Source organism: Nocardia sp. CDC153 (assembly GCF_035818515.1).
Classification (GTDB): domain Bacteria; phylum Actinomycetota; class Actinomycetes; order Mycobacteriales; family Mycobacteriaceae; genus Nocardia.
In genome coordinates, this window is sequence record NZ_JAYKYU010000007.1 from 94,630 (window position 1) to 117,352 (window position 22,723).

A 22,723-nucleotide genomic window follows, 5' to 3' on the forward strand; every position below is an offset into this window, starting at 1 on the left:
CAGGGTCTGGGATGCTGAACAACGGTGCGATGATCGCGGACCGGTACCGGCTGCAGCGGCTGATCGCCACCGGCGGCATGGGCCAGGTCTGGGAGGCGTTGGATACCCGGCTGGACCGCCGGGTCGCGGTGAAGGTGCTCAAGGCGGAATTCTCCACGGATCCCACCTTCCGGCAGCGTTTCCGTACCGAGGCGCGAACCACCGCGCAGCTCAACCACCCCGGCATCGCGAGCATCTACGACTACGGCGAGACGCAGGACCCGTCCGGCGGCGAGATCGCCTACCTGGTCATGGAATACGTGCAGGGCGAACCGCTCAACGCGGTGCTCTCCCGGCTCAACCGGCTCTCGGTCGCGCAGGGTCTGGACATGCTCGAGCAGACCGGACGCGCCCTGCAGGTCGCGCATCAGGCGGGCGTCGTGCACCGGGATGTGAAGCCGGGCAACATTCTCGTGACGCCGACCGGTCAGGTGAAGATCACCGACTTCGGCATCGCCAAGGCCGTGGACGCGTCCCCGGTCACCAAGACCGGCATGGTGATGGGCACCGCCCAGTACATCGCCCCCGAGCAGGCCACCGGTGAGGACGCCACCGCCGCCTCGGACGTGTACTCGCTCGGCGTGGTCGGCTACGAAGCCTTCTCGGGCGCACGGCCGTTCACCGGTGACGGCGCGCTGACGGTGGCCATGAAGCACGTGCGGGAGACCCCGCCGCCGCTGCCCGCCGACCTACCGCCGAACGTGCGTGAGCTCATCGAGATCACCATGGCCAAGGATCCGGCCCAGCGCTACTCCGACGGCGGCGAGTTCGCCGACGCGGTGGCCGCGGTGCGCTCGGGTCGCAGACCCACCCCGCCCGGCGGAATTCCCATGGCGCCGCCCATGACCGGGGCCACCCGGGTGCTGCCGCCGGGGCCGACCATGATCATTCCGGGGGCCCGGGCCGATCAGGCCACCACCCGCTACGCGCCGCCGCCGCAGGCTATGCGGCAGCCGATGGCGCCGACCGGATCCACCACCGTGATGTCCGGTCCGCGCACACCGGTGGGTCCGATGACCTTCACCGGCGCGGACGAAAAGACCGGCGGCGGTCGGTTCACCAATGGTCAGAAGGCCATGGCCGGTCTGGCCGTCGGTGCGCTGATCCTGCTCGCCGGCGTCGGAATCGTATTGGCCAGCAGCAATACTCACGAGTCCACGCCGCCCGCGCGGACCAGCGCGGTGGTCGCGCCGCCGGTCGCCCCGCCGAGCACCACCACGCCGCCGCCGACCACCACGACGCGCGAACGCCCGGTGCCGCCGCCCCCGGTGACGACCTACGAGCCGCCGCCGACCACCACGCCCGAGCCGACGACCACGCCGCCACCGACCACCACCACACCGCAGAAGACCACGACCACCGCGCCGACCACGACCTCGCAGCGACCGACCACCACCGCTCGCTGGCCCTGGCAGCAGGGCGACATACCATCATGGCCAGTGACTCCCGGTGCGAACCCCGGCGGCGCGAACCCGGGTGGCGGTGTGAGTCCGGGCAGTGACCGCAGTCCGATGTACCAGGACCCCTACTCATCCACAGTCCCGCAGCAAGGATTGCCATGACGACCCCGAAGAACCTCTCCTCCCGCTACGAGCTGGGCGAGATCATCGGGTTCGGCGGCATGTCCGAGGTGCACAAGGCGCGGGATCTGCGGCTCGGCCGCGATGTCGCCATCAAGGTGCTGCGCGCCGACCTGGCCCGTGACCCCACGTTCTATCTGCGCTTCAAGCGCGAGGCGCAGAACGCGGCGGCGCTGAACCATCCGGCCATCGTCGCGGTGTACGACACCGGCGAGGCCGAGGTGGACGGCGGGCCGCTGCCCTACATCGTCATGGAGTACGTCGACGGCGACACCCTGCGCGACATCGTGCGCGGCAAGGGTCCGCTGCCGCCCCGGCGCGCCATGGAGGTCATCGCCGATGTGTGTGCGGCGCTGGACTTCTCGCACCGCAACGGCATCGTGCACCGGGACATGAAGCCCGCCAACATCATGATCAACCGGGCGGGCGCGGTGAAGGTGATGGACTTCGGCATCGCCCGCGCCATCGCCGACAGTTCCAATCCCATGACGCAGACGGCCGCCGTCATCGGCACCGCCCAGTACCTGTCGCCGGAGCAGGCCCGCGGCGAGCAGGTGGACGCCCGGTCGGACGTGTACTCGGTGGGCTGCGTGCTCTACGAGATCCTCACCGGCGAACCGCCTTTCACCGGCGACTCCCCGGTCGCGGTGGCGTATCAGCATGTGCGGGAGGATCCGCGGCTGCCGTCGCAGGTGCATCCGGGCGTGCCGCGCGAACTCGATTCGGTGATTCTCAAGGCCATGAGCAAGAACCCGGCCAACCGGTATCAGACGGCCGCGGAAATGCGCGCCGACCTGATCCGCGTGCTGGGCGGGCAGAAGCCCACCGCGCCCATGATCATGACCGACGAGGACCGCAGCTTCGACGACGAACTGCCGCCGCCGCGCAGCTACCGCACCGTCGAACGCCGTGACGACACCACCGAACAGGAGATCGTCGAGGCGAATCCGCGGCGGCGCACCGCGCTCATCGCCATTCTGGCGGCGGCCGCGGTGGCGGTGGTGGGCGTGCTGGCGTGGATGCTCATCGGGCCGGGCTCACGGCCGGATCAGGTCACGGTGCCCGATGTCGCCAATCAGAACTATCAACTGGCGCAACGGGATCTGGAGAAGGCCGGTTTCACGGTCGCCATCCAGCAGAAGAACGATCCCAAGGTGGCGCAGGGCAATGTCATCGCCACCCAGCCGCTGGGCGGTTCCCGGGTCGACAAGGGCAGCACCGTCACCGTTCAGGTGTCGGCCGGGCCGCAGCAGGTGCCGGTGCCCAAGCTGGCCGGGCTCACCCAGCAGCAGGCCGAGCAGACCCTGAATTCGCAAGGGCTGCGCCTGAATCCGGATGTGAAGCGGGAGGCCTCGGCCGCCGAGGACAAGGACAAGGTCGTCTCGCAGACCCCCGACGCGGGGCAGAAGGCCGACTCCGACAGCCAGATCACCATCACCCTCGGCTCCGGCCCGGACAAGGTGCGGGTGCCCGATGTGGTGGGCCAGAGCATCGACGTCGCGCAGTCCACGCTGTCGGACACCGCCGGATTCAAGGTGACCGTCCAGGAGGTGCCGAACAACCAGCCCAAGGGCACGGTCATCGCCACCAATCCGGCCGCGGGCACCCAGGCCGACAAGGGGTCCAGCATTACCGTGCAGGTCTCCAGCGGCGATCAGCTGACCATGCCGGATCTGCGCGGCCTGACCCCGGCGCAGGCCGTGGACATGCTGCGGCAGAAGGGCTGGAGCGGTCAGATGAACCAGAACACCATGAGCACGCTCAATGCGGGCGAGGTCGGTCGCATTCTGGCCCAGCAGCCGAGCGCGGGCTCCGCGCTGGGCAAGACCCAGACGGTGACCGTGACCCTGGGCGTGCTGTCGCTCGGCCCGCCGTGATCGAGGGTCGACGCTGAGATTCACAAGGGGTTCGCGGATGTCCGCGGGCCCCTTGTTTCATGTGAAACCTTCGCGGTTGAAACCTAAAGGCGCAGATGCCGGTTCATCGACATGGCCTCGTCGGCCAGATCGTCCAGCTCGACGACCTCGACGCCGTGCTCGCGCAGCTTCTCCACGCCCACACAGTTGTCCACGAAGGTGGCGGGCTCGCGCCAGGCGATGACCACCCGCCGAATCCCCGCCGCCAGAATGCGATCGGTGCACGGCGAGCGATCCTGGCTGGCGCGCTGCGAGCAGGGCTCCAGGGTGCTGTAGAGGGTGGCGTGCGGCAGCCGCGGATCGTCCGGCTCCAGCTTGTTCAGCGCCGACTCCTCCGCGTGCACCTTCGCATCGGTCTCGCGCGACCAGCCGTGCTCGATCTCCACCCCGTCCGCGCCCACGATCACGGCGCCCACCGCGAAGGCGGTATCGCTGTGCGGGCACAGCCGCGCCAGGCCGATGGCATGGCGCATCCACCCGCGGTCCAGGCGCGCCTCATCCGACATCGGAATCCTCCTTGGGCAGATAGCGCAGCAGTGCGATATCACCGATGCGGCCGACATCGGCCAACTGCATGCGGTGATTCGGCCCGCCCGGGAAGGCGGCGGGCCCGAGAAAGCGCGGGGCCGCCGGGTCACCGACCACCAGCGGTGCGACGGCCATCCAGATCTCGTCGGCCAGACCGGCCGACAGGAACGCGGTGTGAATGGCACCGCCGCCCTCCACCATGAGCCGGGCGACACCGCGTTTACCCAGATCGTCGAGGAGTTCCTCGAAATCGATTGCCGCGCCCAGGGATATCACCTCGGCCAGCCCGTGCAAGGTGTCACCGATCCGGTCGGCCCCGGAATCGGTGGTGTAGACCAGCCGTTCGCCGCCGCAATGCCAGAACCGCAATTCCGGATCGAGATCGCCACCGGCGGTGACGATCACGCGCACCGGGTAGTCCGGCTTGCCCGCCGCGACCCGGTGCAGCCGCCGGTCGGTGCTGTTGACCAGCAGGCGTGGATTGTCCCGCCGCAGGGTCTGCGCGCCGATGAGGATGGCATCCGAGTCGGCACGCAGGGCGTCCACGCGATCGAAATCGGCCGCGTTGGACAGCATCAGGCGATCCGGACTCGCATCGTCGATATAGCCGTCGATGCTGACGGCCACCGACAACATGACGTGCGGCCTCATGACGCGAGTGCCGCGACCTCCGCCTCCAAGGTCTGCACGAGTCCCTCCGCCGGACGCTCGCCGCACACGCCCAGCCAGTTGGCGAGCATGCGGTGCCCGCCCTGGGTGAGCACGGATTCGGGGTGGAACTGCACACCGTGGATGGGCAGATCGCGATGCCGCAGGGCCATGACGATGCCGGATTCGGTGCGGCCCAGCACCTCCAGCTCCGGCGGCATGGTCTCCTCGAGGACGGTCAACGAGTGGTAGCGGGTGGCGGTGAAGGGGTCGGGCAGTCCGGCCAGCACGCCCGCGCCGATGTGGAAGACCTCACTGGTCTTGCCGTGCAGCAGTTCGGGGGCGCGGGTCACGGTCGCGCCGAACGCCTCACCGATGGCCTGATGCCCGAGGCAGACGCCGAGCAGCGGGGTGGCGTGCTTCGCGGCGGCATGCACCAGCGGAATGCTCGCGCCCGCGCGATCGGGGCTGCCGGGCCCGGGACTGATCAACACCCCGTCGAAGTCCCGCACCACCTCATCCACATCCGCGAGCCGATCATCGTCGTTGCGCCAGACCTCGGCGTCCACACCCAGCTGTCCGAGATACTGAACAAGGTTGAACACGAAGCTGTCGTAGTTGTCGACGACCAGTACACGCATGATTCGAGAGTAGTGGGCGCGGCACCGTGCGGCCCAGCCAATACCTCCGAACCGTGTCACCACAATCGCCGGGGACTCCCCAACGACGCTTTCCACAGGGTCGCCGGGATAATGTCTACGCAGACAGAACGCCGAATACGAGGACGTCATGCCTAAGTCAAAGGTCCGGAAGAAGACCGATTACACGATCAACCCGTCCAGCCGCACTCCCGTGCGCGTGAAGTCGGCTGGTCCGTCGCCGGTTTGGTACGTGGCCATCATGCTGGGCTTCATGCTGGCGGGGCTGGCCTGGCTGCTGGTCTACTACCTGGCCAACGAACACATCGGCTGGATGAGCGACCTGGGCGCGTGGAACTTCCTGATCGGTTTCGGCCTGATGGTGGTCGGCCTGATCATGACCATGCGCTGGCGCTGACTTCCCCGCTGTGAGTGCCTTACATCATTGTTATTCATACACACCTGTGGATGACCTTGTGGACAACTCGAGGAGGGAGTGGGGACAGTGACCGAAACCGATCCCTCCTCCCGCTTGGCCTGGTCCACACCACCGGCCGCCCTCGCGGTCTGCGGCATCGGCGGCATCGCGCTGGCCGTGGCCGCCTTTCTCTCGAACGACGGTCCCGGCCGCCTGCTCATCGGGCTGGCCGCGCTGGGGCTGCTCTTCCTGACCGGCATGGGTCTGCGGCAGCGGCCGCGGCTCTCGGTCGAACCCGGTGACCCTGTGCATATCGTGGTGCGCGGACTGGCCGGGCCGCAGCGCTACACACCCCAGCAGATCCTCCGCGTCCGCGTGGTGAACTATCGGCGACTCGGTCGCCGCATGCCCATGCTGGAGATGGATGTGGATCACGACGGGGACGAGAAGCTCATCATCTTCGGCCGCTGGGATCTGGGCGCGCACCCCGAGGATGTGCTCGAGGTCCTGCGCATTCACCTGTCGCGCTAGACGGGCAGGTACGGGAGCACCGTCCCCGAGGGCGCGGTGAGCACCGTGACCAGAATCGCGATCGCACCGACCGCGGCGACCGCCGCCCAGCCGATGTTCAGGGCCGTCTTGGTGTTTCGCGCCCCCGCCCACCTCGGGAGGTAGAGGATGCCGGTGGTGGCGGCCGTTCCGGCCAGCAGGCCACCCAGGTGCGCCCAGATCGAGATGCCCGGCACCGCGAAGGTGATGAACAGGTTGATCACCAGCAGGACGGCGATCTGGGTGAGGTTCTGCCGGGTGCGGAGCATGATCACGGCCACCGCGCCGAAGATTCCGAAGATCGCGCCCGACGCGCCGCCGGAATGGCTCTGCGCACCGTAGAGCGCGACCACCGCCGCCGAGCCGCCCAGCAGCGACACCAGGTAGACGGCCAGAAACCGGGCCCGACCCAATGCCACCTCGCAGTAGGGCCCGAGCATGTAGAGCGAGAACATATTGGCCAACAGGTGAATCGGGCCGTAGTGCACGAATCCGGAGCCGATCACCCGGAACCATTCGCCATTGCCGACCTGGACGGGCACCAGTTCCCAGTTCCGGACCAGGCTCGAGAGGTCGTTGTTCGTCAGGCTCTTCGCCTGGAAGGCGCTGACGGCGAAGACGATCACGTTGACAGCGATCAGCGCGTAGGTGACGTACGGGACGGGGACCCGCGACACCTGCGTCCCGGCCGCGTTGCGCACCGGTCGAATGTCATTGCGCCCCTGCCGCACACACTCCACGCAGTGCTGGCCGACCGCGGCGGCGGTCAGGCACTCCGGGCAGGCCGGTCGCCCGCACCTGGTGCAGGCCAGACCGGTGGGCCGGTCCGAATGGCGGTAGCAGGTCGGTGCGGGCGGCTGGGGCTGCATGTGAGTTCTCTTCGAGTCCGGCGTTGCGTCAGGAGATGGTGATGCTGTTGATCACGACCTCGTCCTTGGGCCGGTCGTTGCGGTCGGTGGCGGTCGCGGCGATGGCGTCGACCACCTTGCGGGAGTCCGGATCGAGGACCTCACCGAAGATGGTGTGCCGCCGGTTCAGGTGCGGCTGCGCACCGACGGTGATGAAGAACTGGGAGCCGTTGGTGCCCGGTCCGGCATTGGCCATGGCCAGCAGGTAGCCGCGGTCGAAGCGCAGCTCCGGGTGGAATTCGTCCTTGAATTCGTAGCCGGGCCCGCCGCGGCCGGTGCCGGTCGGGTCGCCGCCCTGAATCATGAATCCGTCGATCACCCGGTGGAAGACCGCGCCGTCGTAGAACGGGCCCGAGTCGGTCCCGGACGCGTTCTTGGTGGTGTACGGCGCGGAACCGTCGGCCAGGCCGATGAAGTTCGCGACCGTCTTGGGGGCGTGGTTACCGAAGAGCGAGATCTTGATGTCCCCGTGGTTGGTGTGCAGCGTGGCCACGGCGGTCTGATTCGGTGAGGTCACGCCGCAATGCTAGGCGTAGGCCCTGTGTGCAGCCTGAATCGGCACACGCCCAGCAGTCAGAAACGGCTCACACTGTGATTCCCTGCCCGAATTCGGGCAGAAAAGTGGCGGAACCGGGCGCGGCATGGCAAGTTCGGTCGGGTGAATGACGGGGTTCCGGCCGATCTGGTCCGCCATGTGGCGGCCTCCACCGGCCTGCCGCCCGCCGTCGCGGCCCGCGTGGTCGCCGACGTCGCCGGATACTTCGACGAGACCGCCGAGCAGTTCGTGCGCCGCAGACATGCCGAACTCCAGGCCCGCCAGGTCCGCAATGCCGAGATCTGGCAGCGCCTGGCCGACGAGCTCGCGCAGCGCCCGGTGGCCGCCCCCGACTTCACCGAACGACAACTGCGTCGCATCGTCTACGGGTGAGGAGTCCGTCGCGCAATGTGTGGAATCGTCGGGTACATCGGACACCGTGAGTCCGTCCCGGTTCTGTTGGAGGGCCTGCACCGGCTGGAGTACCGGGGCTACGACTCGGCCGGGCTGGCCGTGCCGCACCGGGGCCGCCTGCGCGTCACCAAGACCCAGGGCCGGGTCCAGGACCTGCGCGACCGGGTCGACGCCGAGGGCGCGCGGCTGAAGGGCAATGTCGGCATCGCCCACACCCGCTGGGCCACCCACGGCGAACCCTCCGACGCCAACGCGCACCCGCACCTGGACGGCTCCGGCCGGATCGCGGTGGTGCACAACGGAATCGTGGAGAACGCCGAGGAACTGCGCGCCGCGCTCACCGCCGAGGGCGTGGAATTCGTCTCCGACACCGACACCGAGGCCATCGCGCACCTGGTGGCCGCCGCCCTGGACGGCGCCGAATCGCTGGAGGACGCCGTCCGCACCGCCCTGCACCGGGTCGAGGGCACCTACGGCCTGCTGGTGCTCGACGCCCGCCGCCCCGACGAACTGGTGGTGGCCCGCAACGGCTCCCCCATCGTGCTCGGCGTCGGCGACGGCGAGATGTTCGTGGCCTCCGACGTGGCCGCCCTGGTGCACCACACCCAGCGCGTGGTGTTCCTCGACGACGGCGAGCTGGCCACCGTGCGCGCGGGCGAATTCCGCACCAGCACACTGGGTCTCGAGGCGCGCCGCACCGACAAGATCCCGACCACCATCGATATGGCGGCCGAGGACTACGCGTTGGGCGGGTACCCGGACTTCATGCGCAAGGAAATGGCCGAGCAGCCCGACGCCGTGCGCCGGGCCCTGCGCGGTCGCCTCGACGAACGCTTCGCCACCGCCGTGCTGGGCGGGCTCAATATGGACGCGCGCGAACTGCGCGGCATCAGCAAGGTGGTGTTCCTGGGCTGCGGCTCGGCTTATTACGCGGGCCAGCTCGGCGCGCAGCTGGTCGAGGAGCTGGCCCGGATTCCGGCCACCGCCGAACCCGCCTCGGAATTCCGCTACCGCAATCCGGTGGTGGATCCCGACGCGCTCTACATCGCCATCAGCCAGTCCGGTGAGACGCTGGATACCCTTGCGGCCGTTCAGGAATTGCAGCGCAAGGGCGGCCGGGTGATCGGCGCGGTGAACGTGGTCGGCAGCGCCATCGCCCGCGAATGCGGTGCGGGGGTGTTCCTGCACGCGGGCCCGGAGGTGTCGGTGGCCTCCACCAAGGCGCTCACCAATATGTCGGTCTCCTTCGCCATGCTGGCGCTGCTGCTGGGCCGGGTGCGCGATCTGTCGGCGGCCGGGGGCGAGCGCATCGTGTCCGGGCTGCGCGCGCTGCCCGACGCCATCGACGCGGTGCTCGCCGACGACAAGTACATCGCCGATATCGCCACCCGATATGCCAAGGCGCGCAGCATGTTCTTCATCGGCCGGGTGCGCGCCTGGCCGGTGGCGCGAGAGGGCGCGCAGAAGCTCAAGGAGATCTCCTACATTCACGCCGAGGCGTATCAGGGCTCCGAGCTCAAGCACGGGCCGCTGGCGCTCATCGACCCGGAGATGCCGAGCATCGTGCTGGTGCCCGACGACGAGCTGCTGGCCAAGAACATCACCACCATCGAGCAGATCAAGGCGCGCGGCGGACCGGTCATCGCGGTCACCAATGCCGAACTGCCGGATGGGTTGGCGGACGCGGTGATTCGGGTGCCGCGGGTGTGCGCGGAACTGGACCCGATCATTCTGACGATTCCGCTGCAGCTGCTGGCCTACCACACCGCCATGGCGTTGGGGCGGGACGTGGACAAGCCGCGCAACCTTGCCAAGAGCGTCACGGTCGAGTGAGGCCGAGGGGTGTGGAGGCTGGGCCCCCACACCCCCTTACCCCCATCTGTGCACGAATTCCTTTGCTGTGCCAGCATGGTCGGATGGAGCTGGGGAGCGTTCGTAACAAGGTCATCGTGGCCGCCCTGATCGCGATTGCGGGCGGCGTCATCGCGTTCTTCGTGAGCAAGCGCCCGCAGCCGCCCGCGCCGGCGCCGGAGCCGCCGCGCCTGGGCTACTCGCGCAACGGCTCGGCACCGACACCGGACCTGTCAGCGGCTCATTGACCGGCCCCGGTCAGCGGCTCACTGACTTTTTGTACTGCCGCAATGCCAGCGGCACGAAGATCGCCAGGATCACGACCACCCAGATGAGGGTGGTCACGACCGGATGCCGCATGGGCCACACGTCCGGGGTCTGCGCCAGCGGACTGGTATTGCCGAACAGATCGCGGGTCGCCTGTGTCACCGCGGACACCGGATTCCAGTCCGCCACCGCGCGCAGCACGGTGGGCAGATTCTCCGACGGCACAAAGGTGTTCGCGATGAAGGTGAGCGGGAAGATCACCATGAAGCTGGCGTTGTTGAAGACCTCCGGCGCCCGCACCAGCAAACCGACCACGGCCATCATCCACGACACCGCGTATGCGAACAGCAGCAACAGCACGTAGGCCAGCACCGCGTCCAGGAACGAGCCGCGAATGCGCCAGCCCACCAGCAGACCGGTCAGCGACATGACCACCAGGCTCACCACATTGATCACCACATCGGCGACCGTGCGCCCGATGAGCACCGCCGACGGGGCCATGGGCAGCGACCGGAAACGGTCGATGATGCCCTTCTGCATGTCCTCGGCCAGACTCGAACCGGTGAAGGTCGCGCCGAACACCACGGTCTGGGCGAAGATGCCCGCGATCAGGAATTCGCGATACGAGGTGCCCTGCAGCTTGATCGCCGAGCCGAAGACGTAGGCGAACAGCAGCACGAACATGATCGGCGAGAGCGTCGAGAAGATGAGCACGTCCGGCACCCGGCGAATCTTGATCACATTGCGCTTGGTGACGGTCACGCTGTCGGTCACCACCATGGCCAGACGCTGTGCGAGCGAAGGCTTCTCGGCGACGGCGAAGGCGGTCATCGCGCGCCTCCCCCGACCTTCTCGTCGGCCTCGCGACCGCGCTCGCGATCACCGTTGATCAGTTCCTCGGCCTCGTGCCCGGTCAACGACAGGAACACATCGTCGAGCGAGGGCCGCCGCAGACCCACATCGTGGATCTTCACCTCGTGCTCGGTGAGCTGACCGATGGCGTCCACCAGGGCCTGCGAGCCGTCCTCGACCGGCACGATGATCCGACGCAAACCCGGCTCGAGCCGAATCTCCCCGTGCGCCAAGCCTTCCAGCGCCTGCCGCGCGATCGCCAGATTGTCCACGTGATCGACCACCAGCTCGATGCGGTCACCGCCGACCATGGCCTTGAGCTCGTCGGAGGTGCCCTCCGCGATGACCCGACCATGGTCGATGACGGCGATGGAATCGGCCAGCCGGTCGGCCTCCTCCAGGTACTGGGTGGTCAGCAGCAGCGTGGTGCCGCCCGCCACCAGTTCCTCGATGACGTCCCAAAGATCCAGGCGCGCACGCGGATCCAGGCCAGTGGTGGGTTCGTCCAGAAACAGCACCGGCGGATTCGCGACCAGCGCGCCCGCCAGGTCGAGGCGGCGGCGCATACCGCCGGAGTAGCCTTTGACCGGCCGGTCCGCGGCGTCGGCGAGCCGGAAACGCTCCAGCAGCTCCCGGGCTCGCTCCTTACTGCGCTGCACGCCCATGTGGTACAGCCGCCCGACCATCTCCAGATTCTCGAAACCGGTGAGGTATTCGTCGACGGCGGCGTACTGCCCGGAGGTGCCGATGCGCGACCGCAGCAGCTGCGGATCCTTCAGCACATCCACCCCGGCCACGGTGGCGTGGCCCGAGTCCGGAATGAGCAGGGTGGTGAGCACGCGCACCGTGGTGGTCTTGCCCGCGCCATTGGGGCCGAGCAGAGCGGTCACGGTGCCTTCGGGAACCGACAGGTCCAGGCCGTCGAGGGCGACCAGGTGGCCGTACCTCTTGACCAGACCCTCGGCGACTATGGCGTCGGGCATGACTCTCCTGACTGTGCGCTGGTTCTGAACTGCACGAATACGGTCGAACAAGACCAAACGCTCTCGGTCAGTATGGCCGGACGCGGAAGTGGCCGCATCCCACTGGGGGTCCGGCGATGCTCGGGGTTGCCGGTGTGGGATGCGACCGATTCGATGATCCGCCCGGCCACCGGCCCCGATCGCGAGTAGTGCGCTACTCGAATCGAATTCGGCGAAGGACGCAATTCGGTCACAGTCGGATGTTCCCACTCGGGTACGACACTTTTTCCGCGAAAAAATCTTGGAACGCGATGCCCCGATAGCCACACAATCCCAATTCGTCGCGTAGGATCGTTCCCGTCGGCCCCTCCCCCCCGGGCCGACCTTACGCGGGCCTCGGCTAACTCCCCCCCTTCGCCGAGGCCCGCCCCTATTCCCGGGGCAGGTTCTCCCCAACGGCGAACAGTCTCAGACCAGCGGCCGAATCACATTGCGACGCAGCACATGCCCGTGCAGTCGATTGATGCCCTTGACCCGCACCGTCGCCAGATGCCGCAGCGTGAATTCCGGATCGTCCTCGATCGCTTCGGCCGCACCGTCGTCCACCAACACCGTGCCCGGCCGCGCCACACCGGTGAGTCGCGCCGCGGTATTCACCACCGAGCCGTAGAGGTCGCCGAAACGTTGCAGGACTTCGCCATACGCCAAACCGACCCGCAATTCCTGGGTCACGCCGTGCGAGGCGATGGCGGCCTCCTGCACCGCGAGCGCGATGCGCGCGCCCTCGGCGGCGGAATTGGCCGCGAACATGACCTCGTCGCCGACATTCTTGATCACCCAGCCGCCGTGCGCCACGATCGCATTGCTGGTGGCCGTCTCGAAGGCCTCCAGCAGCGCCGACAGCTCGTCGGGCTCGAGGTGGCGGGTCAGGCGGGTGTAACCGACCATGTCGGCGAAACCGACGGCCAGCACGCGCAGCGTGTCCCCCGCGACCGCTCCCCCATCCAGGGAACGCGCCAGGGCGGCGTCCAGATGCCGCCGGAAAGCGTACCGCTGCAACGTCTCGAACTCGGTGACCACCTCGTCGGTGGCGATGCGCGCGGCCTCTTTGGGATCCAGCTCCGGCTGCTCCTTGGCCAGCGTCGCGATCCGGTCCAGGATCTCCTCGGTCACCAGATCGACCTGCCACTCCGCCAGCCGCGCCATGGACCGGCCCAGCGTGCGGGCCGCGGTGGTCTGTCGATGAATATCGGCACCGGCGAGCACGTGCAGCTTGGCGAACGTGCGGGCGGCCTCGATATCGGATTCGGTGTACTCCACCGCGTTGTCGTCCGGATCGGCCGGAAAGCCCAGCGACACCCACAGCCGCCGGGTAATGGAATTGGGCAGTCCCGTCAGCTCCGAGACCTGCGTCCGGTCGTATTTGCGCGACCCGCGCAGCAGATACGGCTCCACTACGGACTGCACCAGCTCGGAGATCTCAGTGGACGCCATGCCTCGACGATACGGCCTTGATCAGGCCGTAAACCTCCGCATGTTCCGTGTCACAGTCGCAAAGTTCGCGCCGGTTTCGCCCATCACGACCCCGTGAAACCGCGGTGATACCGCCGTGAATCCGCGGCCCCGCACTCTTCTCCCAACAGCGGCCGCCACGGCCGCGAAACCGAGGGAGACAGCAATGACCACCGCTCACCGCCCACCGGCGATCACGGCGACCGGGCTCCGCAAGTCCTACGGCGAACACCGGGTCCTCGACGGCATCGACCTGAAAGTCGAAGCCGGGACCATCTTCTCGCTGCTGGGACCCAATGGCGCCGGCAAGACCACCACCGTCCAGATCCTGACCACCCTGATCGGCGCGGACGACGGCGAACTCCGGGTGGCCGGGCACGACGTGCGCACCGCACCCGACGGGGTGCGGGCCGCCATCGGCCTCACCGGTCAGTTCGCGGCGGTCGACAATCTGCTCACCGGGGAGGAGAACCTCGCCATGATGGCGACGCTGCACCACCTCGGCCGCAAGGAGCGCAAGCGCCGGACCGCGCATCTGATCGAGCAATTCGACCTGGTGGACGCCGCGCGCAAGCCCGCCGCCACTTACTCCGGGGGCATGCGGCGGCGACTCGATATCGCCATGGGGCTGATGGGCGATCCGAGCATCCTGTTCCTGGACGAGCCGACCACGGGACTGGACCCGCGCAGCCGTCGCTCGGTCTGGCGGCTGGTGCGGGAACTGGTCGCGGGCGGCACCACCGTCTTCCTCACCACGCAGTATCTGGAGGAGGCCGATCAGCTCGCCGATCGGATCGCGCTGATCGACGGCGGCAAGGTGGTGGCCGAGGGCACCCCCGAGGAGCTCAAGCGGCTCGTCCCGGGCGGGCATGTGAACCTGCGCTTCACCGACCCGCGCACCCTCGATGCCGCCGCCCGGCTGCTCGGCGCGACCACCCGCGACGACGACGAACTCACCCTGCAGGTGCCCAGCGACGGCGGTGTCGACTCCCTGCACACCCTGCTCGACCGCCTGTCCGCCACCGGCCTGCGGGCGGCCGAATTGTCCATTCACACACCCGATCTCGATGACGTCTTCCTCGCCCTCACCGGAAAGTCCAAGGAGTCCGCGCGATGAGCACCACCACTGTCAAGAACGCCCTCACCGACTCCTCGATGCTGGTCCGCCGCAGCCTGAAACACATCGTGCGCTACCCGTCGATGACCATCCCGCTGCTGCTCGGGCCGATCATCTTCCTGCTGCTGTTCGTGTACGTCTTCGGCGGCACACTGGGCGCCGGGCTCGGAAATTCCGGCGGGCGTGGCGAATACGTGAACTACGTGACCCCCGCCATCCTGCTGCTGGCGGTGGCGGGCGCCGCGACGGCGACGGCGGTCGCGGTCTGCACCGACATGACCCAGGGCATCGTGGCCCGGTTCCGCACCATGTCCATCTTCCGGCCCGCGCTGCTGGCCGGGCATGTGGTCGGCAGCATGGTCCAGACCTTCCTGTGCGTGGCCGTGGTTCTCGGCGTCGCGGGACTCGTGGGCTTCCGGCCGCACGCCGGAGTGCTCGGCTGGGTCGGCGCGGCGGGCATGCTGGCGCTGCTGACCCTGGCGATCACCTGGATCGCCGTGCTCATGGGTCTGGTCAGCGACAATGTCGAGACCGCCTCGAATCTGCCCATGCTGCTGATGATCCTGCCCTTCTTCGGCAGCGGCTTCGTTCCCACCGACTCCATGCCGGCCTGGCTGGCCTGGATCGCCCGTAACCAACCCTTCAGCCCGGTTATGGAGACGCTGCGCGGACTGCTGCTGGGCACGCCGGTCGGCCACCAGGCGTGGATCGCCGTGGCCTGGTGCGTTGGCATCGCGGCCGCCGCGTTCTGGGGCGCGACCGCCCTGCTCAACCGCGAACCGGGACGGTAATCCGATCCCGCAGCACCGCCAGCGCGGCGGCCCGCAATCCCGCCACATCCAGGGCGGCGTAGCTCGAGCGAGCCTCGAGATACGCCGCCCCGTCGGCGTTTTCGGCGGCGGTGCGGGCCCGCTGCCCGGACATGGTCGGGTGAATCTGGTGCGGCGCGTCGAATCGCTGTGCCAGGGCGGTCAGCCGGGCACCCGTAACCGTTTGTCCCTCGGCCAGATCCACCGCGGCCAGCGCGAGCAGCACCGCGCCGACCGCGGTCAGCTCGGCCAGATGCCCGCTCGGCTGCTCCGACGGCCGCTCCAGCAATGCGATCGCGTCACCGGCCAGCTCGCTCGTCGAGGACGCCACCAGATCCAGGCGATCGTGCTGGGCGTGCGCCAGGACCGCCGCCGCGCGAATCTCCAAGGACCACACCTGCACGCCGCGCGGATCCGGCCGAAAGAACGGATTGTCGGTGCCGGACACCAGCTTCGCGTTCTCCCGCCAGCGCCACAGCCCGTCCTCGATCTCGCCCCGCGCCAAACGCAACTCGGCCTGCGCCACCTGTGCGTACGGGTAGGCGAAGACATCGGTGTGATCGGGCACCTGCGCCAGCCATGCCTGCGCGGCGTCCGGATCGCCGAGTTGCAGTGCGGCCATCGCGCAGGCGACCAGCAGATCACCGCGATCCGGGCGCGGACCCAGCTCGGCCACCTGGTCGAGGGCGGCGTTCACCTCCCGATGCGCCTGTTCCGCCCGCTCGGAGAGCAGGGCCAGATGGCCGATGCGGCACCGGGCCTGGAACTCGAGCCAGTCGCCCGGCGCGCGGTCGAGCACGGCCAGCATGCGCTCGGTCGCCGCGAGGGCGGTCTCCCGATCCCCGAGCTGCTCGGCCCGCACACTGACCAGCAGTTGTCCGAGCGCCGCGAGCAACGGAGCGTCGTTGTCGCACAAGCGATTCAATGGCTCCGGATCGGGGCCGAGCAGTTCCGGCCCGGCGAGCAGCACCGACGCCAGCGCACGCGCCGGCGTATCGGCGGGTGCGGCCGGAAGGCGGCGCAGCACGGCCATCGCGCGCATATCGAGTCCGCCCTGGGCGGCCTGGTGTACCGCACCGACCACGGCGGCGGTCCGAATCGCCTCCACGAGTTCGGGTTCGGGCCGGATATGCGAGAGCGACCACGAACAGGCGCGGACCGACTCCGCCACCCGCGCGTAGTGGGCGCCCACGAACCAGTGCGATCCCAGCACCGCCCAGATCGCGGCCACCGCGGGACCGTCCGCCCGATCCAGGGCGTGGGCCAGCGCGTGCGCCAGATTGTCCTGCTCGGCCCGGACGACGCTGGTCTCGGCCAGGTCACCGAAGGCGCGTGAAGTCCGCGCCAGCCCGAAATCCCGGGCCCAGGCCACGAATTCGCGCAGCGCCCGCTTATCTTCACCCGCCTCGCTGCGACGGGCGGCGGCGAATTCCCGTACGGTTTCCAGCATTCGGAACCGCGTGTCCGTGGCGGTCCCGCTCACCTGGATTAGCGACTGATCGGCCAGATAGGTGAGCGTGTCCAGCGTGTCCACGAGATCACCGTCCAGCAGCCGGTTTCCGGCCTCGGCGGTGAATCCGGCGGGAAAGATCGACAGCCGGCGCATGGCCGCCCGACCCGGCTCGTCGAGCAGATTCCAGCTCCATTCCACCACCGCGGCCAGCGTCCGGTGCCGGGTCGGCGCGTCCCGGGAACCACCGCGCAGCAGGGTGAACCGGTCGACCAGGCGCTGCGACATCTCCGCCACCGACATCACCCGGACCCGCGCCGCGGCCAATTCCACCGCCAGCGGCAGCCCGTCCAGCGCCGCGCACAGTTTCGCCACCGGCTCGGCGGGCAGTTCCACGTCGGGGCGCACCGCGCGGGCCCGCTGGGCGAAGAGTTCCGCCGCCGCGTCCGCGCCCAGGGCCGGAAGCTGATGCACCGCTTCCGAACTCAGGCCGAGCGGTGCCCGGCTGGTGACCAGCACCCGCAGGTCCCGCGTCAGGGACACCAGGGCGCTGACCAGTTCGGCCGCACCGGCGAGCACCTGTTCGCAGTTGTCCAGGATCAGCAGTGAACCGGCATCCAACTTGCGGGCGATCCCGGCGACCATGGTGGCCGTGCCACCGCCGGGCACCAGTTCGCCCGCGCCGAGGGCACCGGCCACCTCCGCCGCGACGGCCGCGTCCGAGGTCACGGACGCGAGTTCGACCAGATACACCGACCGCTGTTCGGCCGCCGCACCCACGGTGTGCGCCAGGCGGGTCTTGCCGAGCCCGCCGGGCCCCACGATGGACACCACCCGATGTCCGCGTAACAGGGCACTCACCGCGGCGACCTCACGCTCGCGTCCGACCAGCGGGTTCGGCTCGTGGCGAATCCCCTGGCGCACCAGGGGTTCCCCCGTGCGCAACAGCTGACGGTGCAGCGACTGCAGCGCTTCGCCGGGATCGGTCCCCAGCTCGTCACGCAACAGGCGGCGATAGCGGTCGTAGCGCGCGAGAGCGGCGGCCGGTCCCGACGTGTCCGCCTCGGCCCGCAGCAGCTCGGCCAGGACTTCCTCGTTGCGCGGCTCGCGGGCCATGACCTCGGTGAGGGGTGCGAGCGCCTCCGCGTAGCGGCCGGATCGGGCCAGGCTCAACGCGCGGATCGTGGACAGGGCACGGTGCGCGGGCAGTCGCGCCACCCGCAGCTCGGCCAGCGGATCGCCGGTGGCGCGCAGTTCGCCGACCACACCGTCCCACAGGGCCAGTCCGGACTCGGCCTGGGTCAGCGCGGCCTCCGGATCGCCCGCGCGAGCATGCCGGGTGGCCGCGGCCGCCCGGATTTCCAGGGCGGCCGCATCCACCTGGTCTGGTTCGAGGGCGAGCCGGTAGCCGGTCGCCGTATTCACGATGAGGTCCGCCCCCAGCTGCGCCCGCGTCCGCGAGACCAGCACCTGCAGGGCCTTACCCGGATTGTCGGGCAGGGCGTCGGCCCATACCCCGTCGATCAGTCCCGCCACGCTGCAACCGCCGCGCAGATCCGTGGCCAGCGCCGCCAGCAGGGCGCGCACCCGGGGTCCGCTGATTTCCCGACCCCGCAAGGTCACATTCGACAGCAGGGTCAGCTGGATACTCACCGAATCACCGTAATGGGCGGCGGTACAGCATTTTTCAGCGCGTGGTGACCTCGTGCCAGAGATCGGCGTCGGTGCGCTGGCGGAGCTTGCTGATTCCGAAAACCACGGCGGCGATCACGACGATCGTGAGAACGAATTTCATGAATCCCACAGTACTGGAACAACAAACACAAAAGCCGCAGACCGGATTCGGTCTGCGGCTTGTCGTCAGTGGAGCCTAGGGGAATCGAACCCCTAACCCCTGCCTTGCAAAGGCAGTGCTCTGCCAATTGAGCTAAGGCCCCTGGGAAGGCAGTTCGATCTTTACCTGTAAGTGGGCCTAGGAGGACTTGAACCTCCGACCTCTTCGTTATCAGCGAAGCGCTCTAACCGCCTGAGCTATAGGCCCTTAGTGGGTGTTCGAAGTGTGTCACTCGAACGAGGCAGAAGATTACCGTACGCAAGCGCCGATAACCAAAACGGCCGGTCAGCGGCCTGCGCGGGGGCAGGCCACGACCGGCCGTGACGGCGGATCGAAGAGCGGTTTCTAGTCGGGGTCGGCCAGGGTGACCTGGATGCCGCCGACCAGATCGGTGCACTGGTTGTAGACGAACACGCCCACGGTGGACAGCGCGGTCAGCAACACCACATTGATGAGGCCGATGACACCGGCGTAGCCGAAGACCGTGCCCGCGTCGATGAGCGCCGAGGACGAGCTGTCGGAGACCATGTCGGTGAAGGTGGAGTTCAGCCGCTCCCACACACCCATGCCCTCGAGCACCAGGTACAGCAGGCCGACGGCCAGCATCCACACGAAGAACATGGCCACGCTGATCACCAGCGAGACCTTCAGCGTGGACCACGGATCGATGTGGCGCAGCTGCACGGTGGCGCGCAGCGGCTCACCGGTGGCCGCGGCCTGCGCCACCGCCGCGGGGGCGGACGGCGAGACCGGACCGGCCGGTGCGATCGGCTCCGGCGGCGGCAGCGGGTGCCGCAGCTCGGACAGATCGGGCAGATCCTTGACCAATTCGGGGCGGGCGATGCTGCGGGTCGGTCCGTCGATGCCGACGGACTTCACCATGGCCGCCTCCTTGCGCGCCGCCTTGGCCGCCAGGTCGGCGGTCGTGCGGGCATTGGAGACACCGGCATTCAGGCCGCCGCCCTGCAGGCCGCCGCCACCCTTGAGGCTGCCGGTGCTGCCCGGGGTCGGGGCCTGGCCCGGCCGGTACAGGTTGGACTGCGGCTCGCGCTGCGGCAGCTGCGACCAACCTTCCTGGAAGGGCGAACCGCCCTGCGCGTCCGCGGAATCCGCGGACGCTTCTGCCGAATTGTTACCTTCCGGCCCGAAATCGCCGGATTGATCCGACAATTCGGGTGATTGCGGAGCACCGCCCTCGGGCGCGCCCGGACGCGGAATGGGCCGCGGCGGAATCGGAGACGGGGCGATTCTCTCGGTCACGCCATTGGCATGACCGCGCTGGTCATTCGGCTGATTCGTGGTCAATGGTGAATCCTTCGATCCGTGTGTGCCGCCGCTGCTGTGGTGAAACTACTGCTTCGCCGAACCGCTGGTGTCGTCTTCGGCAACCTGGTCGGGCTCATCCGCGTTCCGAGCGATCGCGAGCAAAGTATCGCCCTCGCCCAGGTTCATCAACCGCACGCCCTTGGTTTGACGCCCGGCCTTGCGAACCTGGTGTGCCAGCGTGCGAATGACACCGCCGCCGGAGGTGATCGCGTACAGCTCATCATCGTCATTGACAATGAGCGCCCCGACAAGACTGCCACGCTTCTCGTCGTACTGAATCGTCAGCACACCCTTGCCGCCACGCCCCTGCGCGGTGTACTCGTCGATCGCCGTACGCTTGGAGTACCCACCGGCGGTCGCGACAAGCAGATAGATGCCCTCCTCGTCGCGAACCACGTTGAGCGACAACAGTTCATCGTCGGCATTGAAGCGCATGCCCTGCACGCCGGAGGTGGCGCGGCCCATCGGGCGCAGCACCTCGTCATTGGCGGAGAAGCGGATGGACTGGCCGTGCGCCGAGACGAGCAGCAGATCGTCGTCCGCGGAACACAGTGCCGCGCCGACCAATTCGTCCTCATCGCGCAGATTGACCGCCACGATGCCGCCGGTCCGGTTGGAGTCGAAGTCGGTCAGCTTGGACTTCTTCACCAGACCCTTGCGGGTGGCCAGCACCAGGTAGGGCGCGTCCTCGTAGGACTTGATCTGAATGACCTGGGCGATCTTCTCGTCCGGCTGGAAGGCCAGCAGGTTGGCCACGTGCTGGCCGCGCGCGGTGCGGTTGGCCTCGGGCAGCTCGTACGCCTTGGCCCGGTACACCCGGCCCTTGTTGGTGAAGAACAGCAGCCAGTCGTGGGTGGAGGTGATGAAGAAGTGCTTGACGATGTCGTCCTGCTTGAGACCCGCGCCCTGCACGCCCTTGCCGCCGCGCTTCTGCGAACGGTAGAGGTCGGTCTTGGTGCGCTTGGCGTAGCCGGTCTCGGTGATCGTCACGACCACGTCCTCGCGGGCGATCAGATCCTCGTCCTGCACGTCGCCGTCGGCCGCGATGATCTTGGTGCGGCGGTCGTCGCCGTACTTGTCGACGATCTCGGCCAATTCGTCACGCACGATGGCGCGCTGCCGCTCCGGCTTGGCCAGGATGTCGTTCAAATCCGCGATCTCGGCCTCGATCTTGGCCAACTCGTCGAGGATCTTCTGCCGCTCCAACGCCGACAGGCGGCGCAGCTGCATGTCGAGGATGGCGGTCGCCTGGATCTCGTCGATCTCCAGCAACTGCATCAGGCCGGTGCGAGCGGTCTCGGTGTCGGCCGAGCGGCGGATCAACGCGATCACGGCGTCCAGCTGATCGAGCGCCTTCACCAAACCGCGCAGGATGTGAGCCCGCTCCTCGGCCTTGCGCAGCAGGTAGCGGGTGCGCCGAACGATGACTTCCAACTGGTGATTCACATACAGCCGGATCATCTGGTCCAGGCGCAGCGTGCGCGGCACCCCGTCCACGATCGACAGCATGTTGCAGCCGAAGCTGGTCTGCAGCTGGGTGTGCTTGTAGAGGTTGTTCAGCACCACCTTGGCGATGGCGTCGCGCTTCACGGTCACCACGATGCGCAGGCCCACCCGGTCGGAGGACTCATCGTGGATATCGGAGATGCCCGCGATCTTGCCGTCCTTCACCTGCTCGGCGATCGCGTTGATGAAGTTGTCGGTGTTGACCTGGTACGGCAGCTCGGTGATGACGATCGTGGTGCGACCCCGGTTGTCCTCCTCGATCTCCACCACACCGCGCATGCGGACCGAACCGCGCCCGGTGGTGTACGCGTCGTGGATGCCCTGGGTGCCCACGATCAGGCCCGAGGTCGGGAAGTCCGGACCCTTCACCCGCTCCATGCACGCCGCGAGGGTGGCTTCCTCGTCGGCCTCGTGATTGTCCAGCGCCCAGTAGATGGCCTCGGCCAGCTCGGTCAGGTTGTGCGGCGGGATATTCGTCGCCATACCGACGGCAATACCGTTGGAGCCGTTCATGAGCAGCGCGGGCACGCGGCTCGGCAGCACGACCGGTTCCTGGGTCTTGCCGTCGTAGTTCGGGATGAAATCGACCGTCTCGTGGTCGATTTCGCGCAGCATCTCCATCGCCAGCGGCGTCAGGCGGCACTCGGTGTAACGCATGGCGGCCGCGCCGTCGTTGCCGCGGGAACCGAAGTTGCCCTGGCCGTCGACCAGCGGGTAGCGCATCGCCCACGGCTGCGCCAGGCGCACCAGGGTGTCGTAGATGGCGGTGTCACCGTGCGGGTGGTAGTTGCCCATGGTGTCGGCGACCGGGCGCGCGGACTTCACATAGCCGCGGTCGGGCCGATACCCGTTGTCGTACATCGCGTACAGAATTCGCCGGTGCACCGGCTTCAGACCGTCGCGCACCTCGGGCAGCGCGCGGCCCACGATCACGCTCATGGCGTAGTCGATGTAGGAGTTCTGCATCTCCTGCTGAATGTCGACCGGCTCGATGCGGTCGCCACCCGAAGGCGGAAGCGAAGTCTCAGTCATGAATTGTCTCCGTCAGAAGTTGTGGATGGTCC

Annotated in this window: 21 protein-coding genes and 2 tRNA genes; 9 read left to right on the plus strand and 14 right to left on the minus strand. The window is 68.2% G+C overall.

Annotated elements, in window-relative coordinates:
* Positions 1-11: 11 nt before the first annotated feature.
* Together VMT65_RS33635 and pknB are read left to right on the plus strand one after the other, a co-directional pair.
* Positions 12-1,601 carry a protein kinase domain-containing protein gene (locus VMT65_RS33635; protein WP_326312708.1) on the plus strand — a complete coding sequence of 530 codons (1,590 nt, stop codon included), beginning with the start codon at positions 12-14 and terminating at the stop codon, positions 1,599-1,601.
* The gene (gene pknB / locus VMT65_RS33640) at positions 1,598-3,496 is read left to right on the plus strand and encodes a Stk1 family PASTA domain-containing Ser/Thr kinase (RefSeq protein WP_326312709.1); all 1,899 of its coding nucleotides are present in this window, start codon (positions 1,598-1,600) and stop codon (positions 3,494-3,496) included. Before VMT65_RS33635 ends, pknB begins: the two co-directional genes overlap by 4 nt.
* An 83-nt stretch (positions 3,497-3,579) precedes the next feature.
* Here the strand turns inward: pknB and VMT65_RS33645 are convergent, their stop codons facing one another.
* From VMT65_RS33645 to VMT65_RS33655, 3 genes are read right to left on the minus strand one after another with little or no spacing between them, the layout of a single operon-like run.
* Positions 3,580-4,041 (minus strand): dCMP deaminase, encoded by a 462-nt coding sequence (locus VMT65_RS33645; protein WP_326312710.1) that lies wholly within the window; start codon positions 4,039-4,041, stop codon positions 3,580-3,582.
* Positions 4,031-4,714, minus strand: a complete 684-nt coding sequence (locus VMT65_RS33650; RefSeq protein ID WP_326312711.1) for a RibD family protein — start codon at positions 4,712-4,714, stop codon at positions 4,031-4,033. The genes VMT65_RS33645 and VMT65_RS33650 overlap by 11 nt, the downstream gene beginning before the upstream one ends.
* Positions 4,711-5,352, minus strand: coding sequence for an aminodeoxychorismate/anthranilate synthase component II (locus VMT65_RS33655; RefSeq protein ID WP_326312712.1), 642 nt, complete (start codon positions 5,350-5,352; stop codon positions 4,711-4,713). Before VMT65_RS33655 ends, VMT65_RS33650 begins: the two co-directional genes overlap by 4 nt.
* 148 nt (positions 5,353-5,500) lie before the next feature.
* On the opposite strand from VMT65_RS33655, the gene crgA reads away from it, so the two are divergent.
* Positions 5,501-5,767: a cell division protein CrgA gene (gene crgA, locus VMT65_RS33660; RefSeq protein ID WP_326312713.1), complete on the plus strand. Its 267-nt coding sequence runs from the start codon at positions 5,501-5,503 to the stop codon at positions 5,765-5,767.
* A gap of 87 nt (positions 5,768-5,854) precedes the next feature.
* Positions 5,855-6,298, plus strand: coding sequence for a PH domain-containing protein (locus VMT65_RS33665; protein WP_326312714.1), 444 nt, complete (start codon positions 5,855-5,857; stop codon positions 6,296-6,298).
* Here VMT65_RS33665 and VMT65_RS33670 read toward each other — a convergent pair.
* Together VMT65_RS33670 and VMT65_RS33675 are read right to left on the minus strand one after the other, a co-directional pair.
* A complete protein-coding gene (locus VMT65_RS33670) occupies positions 6,295-7,185 on the minus strand; it encodes a rhomboid family intramembrane serine protease (protein WP_326312715.1) in 891 nt (296 codons plus the stop codon). The two genes, VMT65_RS33665 and VMT65_RS33670, sit on opposite strands and share 4 nt — an antisense overlap.
* Before the next feature lie 28 nt (positions 7,186-7,213).
* Positions 7,214-7,741: a peptidylprolyl isomerase gene (locus VMT65_RS33675; protein ID WP_326312716.1), complete on the minus strand. Its 528-nt coding sequence runs from the start codon at positions 7,739-7,741 to the stop codon at positions 7,214-7,216.
* A 141-nt stretch (positions 7,742-7,882) separates the two neighbouring features.
* Between VMT65_RS33675 and VMT65_RS33680 the strand changes: the two genes are divergently transcribed.
* From VMT65_RS33680 to VMT65_RS33690, 3 genes are all read left to right on the plus strand, one after another.
* Positions 7,883-8,152, plus strand: a complete 270-nt coding sequence (locus tag VMT65_RS33680; protein WP_326312717.1) for a hypothetical protein — start codon at positions 7,883-7,885, stop codon at positions 8,150-8,152.
* 15 nt (positions 8,153-8,167) lie between these two features.
* On the plus strand, positions 8,168-10,006 hold the full coding sequence (gene glmS / locus VMT65_RS33685; protein WP_326312718.1) for a glutamine--fructose-6-phosphate transaminase (isomerizing): 1,839 nt from the start codon (positions 8,168-8,170) through the stop codon (positions 10,004-10,006).
* A gap of 83 nt (positions 10,007-10,089) precedes the next feature.
* Positions 10,090-10,272 carry a hypothetical protein gene (locus VMT65_RS33690; RefSeq protein ID WP_326312719.1) on the plus strand — a complete coding sequence of 61 codons (183 nt, stop codon included), beginning with the start codon at positions 10,090-10,092 and terminating at the stop codon, positions 10,270-10,272.
* A gap of 10 nt (positions 10,273-10,282) precedes the next feature.
* Here VMT65_RS33690 and VMT65_RS33695 read toward each other — a convergent pair whose 3' ends face one another.
* From VMT65_RS33695 to VMT65_RS33705, 3 genes are all read right to left on the minus strand, one after another.
* Complete coding sequence (locus VMT65_RS33695) at positions 10,283-11,071, minus strand: ABC transporter permease (RefSeq protein ID WP_326312968.1); 789 nt, start codon at positions 11,069-11,071, stop codon at positions 10,283-10,285.
* A gap of 47 nt (positions 11,072-11,118) precedes the next feature.
* On the minus strand, positions 11,119-12,126 hold the full coding sequence (locus VMT65_RS33700) for an ATP-binding cassette domain-containing protein (protein WP_326312720.1): 1,008 nt from the start codon (positions 12,124-12,126) through the stop codon (positions 11,119-11,121).
* A 447-nt stretch (positions 12,127-12,573) separates the two neighbouring features.
* Complete coding sequence (locus VMT65_RS33705; RefSeq protein WP_326312721.1) at positions 12,574-13,599, minus strand: adenylate/guanylate cyclase domain-containing protein; 1,026 nt, start codon at positions 13,597-13,599, stop codon at positions 12,574-12,576.
* A 184-nt stretch (positions 13,600-13,783) separates the two neighbouring features.
* On the opposite strand from VMT65_RS33705, the gene VMT65_RS33710 reads away from it, so the two are divergent.
* Complete coding sequence (locus VMT65_RS33710) at positions 13,784-14,734, plus strand: ATP-binding cassette domain-containing protein (RefSeq protein ID WP_326312722.1); 951 nt, start codon at positions 13,784-13,786, stop codon at positions 14,732-14,734.
* Entirely contained in the window at positions 14,731-15,525 is a 795-nt protein-coding gene (locus tag VMT65_RS33715; RefSeq protein ID WP_326312723.1) for an ABC transporter permease, read from the plus strand. The genes VMT65_RS33710 and VMT65_RS33715 overlap by 4 nt, the downstream gene beginning before the upstream one ends.
* Here the strand turns inward: VMT65_RS33715 and VMT65_RS33720 are convergent.
* The 6 genes from VMT65_RS33720 to gyrA form a co-directional block, all read right to left on the minus strand.
* Positions 15,503-18,646 (minus strand): ATP-binding protein, encoded by a 3,144-nt coding sequence (locus tag VMT65_RS33720; protein ID WP_326312724.1) that lies wholly within the window; start codon positions 18,644-18,646, stop codon positions 15,503-15,505. The genes VMT65_RS33715 and VMT65_RS33720 overlap by 23 nt on opposite strands.
* 34 nt (positions 18,647-18,680) lie before the next feature.
* The gene (locus VMT65_RS33725) at positions 18,681-18,788 is read right to left on the minus strand and encodes a DLW-39 family protein (RefSeq protein ID WP_326312725.1); all 108 of its coding nucleotides are present in this window, start codon (positions 18,786-18,788) and stop codon (positions 18,681-18,683) included.
* Positions 18,789-18,857: 69 nt separating this feature from the next.
* A tRNA-Ala gene (locus tag VMT65_RS33730) sits at positions 18,858-18,930 on the minus strand.
* A 30-nt stretch (positions 18,931-18,960) separates the two neighbouring features.
* A tRNA-Ile gene (locus VMT65_RS33735) sits at positions 18,961-19,034 on the minus strand.
* Between the two features lie 138 nt (positions 19,035-19,172).
* Positions 19,173-20,087: a DUF3566 domain-containing protein gene (locus VMT65_RS33740; RefSeq protein WP_326312726.1), complete on the minus strand. Its 915-nt coding sequence runs from the start codon at positions 20,085-20,087 to the stop codon at positions 19,173-19,175.
* A 90-nt stretch (positions 20,088-20,177) separates the two neighbouring features.
* The gene (gyrA, locus tag VMT65_RS33745; protein ID WP_326312727.1) at positions 20,178-22,691 is read right to left on the minus strand and encodes a DNA gyrase subunit A; all 2,514 of its coding nucleotides are present in this window, start codon (positions 22,689-22,691) and stop codon (positions 20,178-20,180) included.
* Positions 22,692-22,723 lie beyond the last annotated feature (32 nt).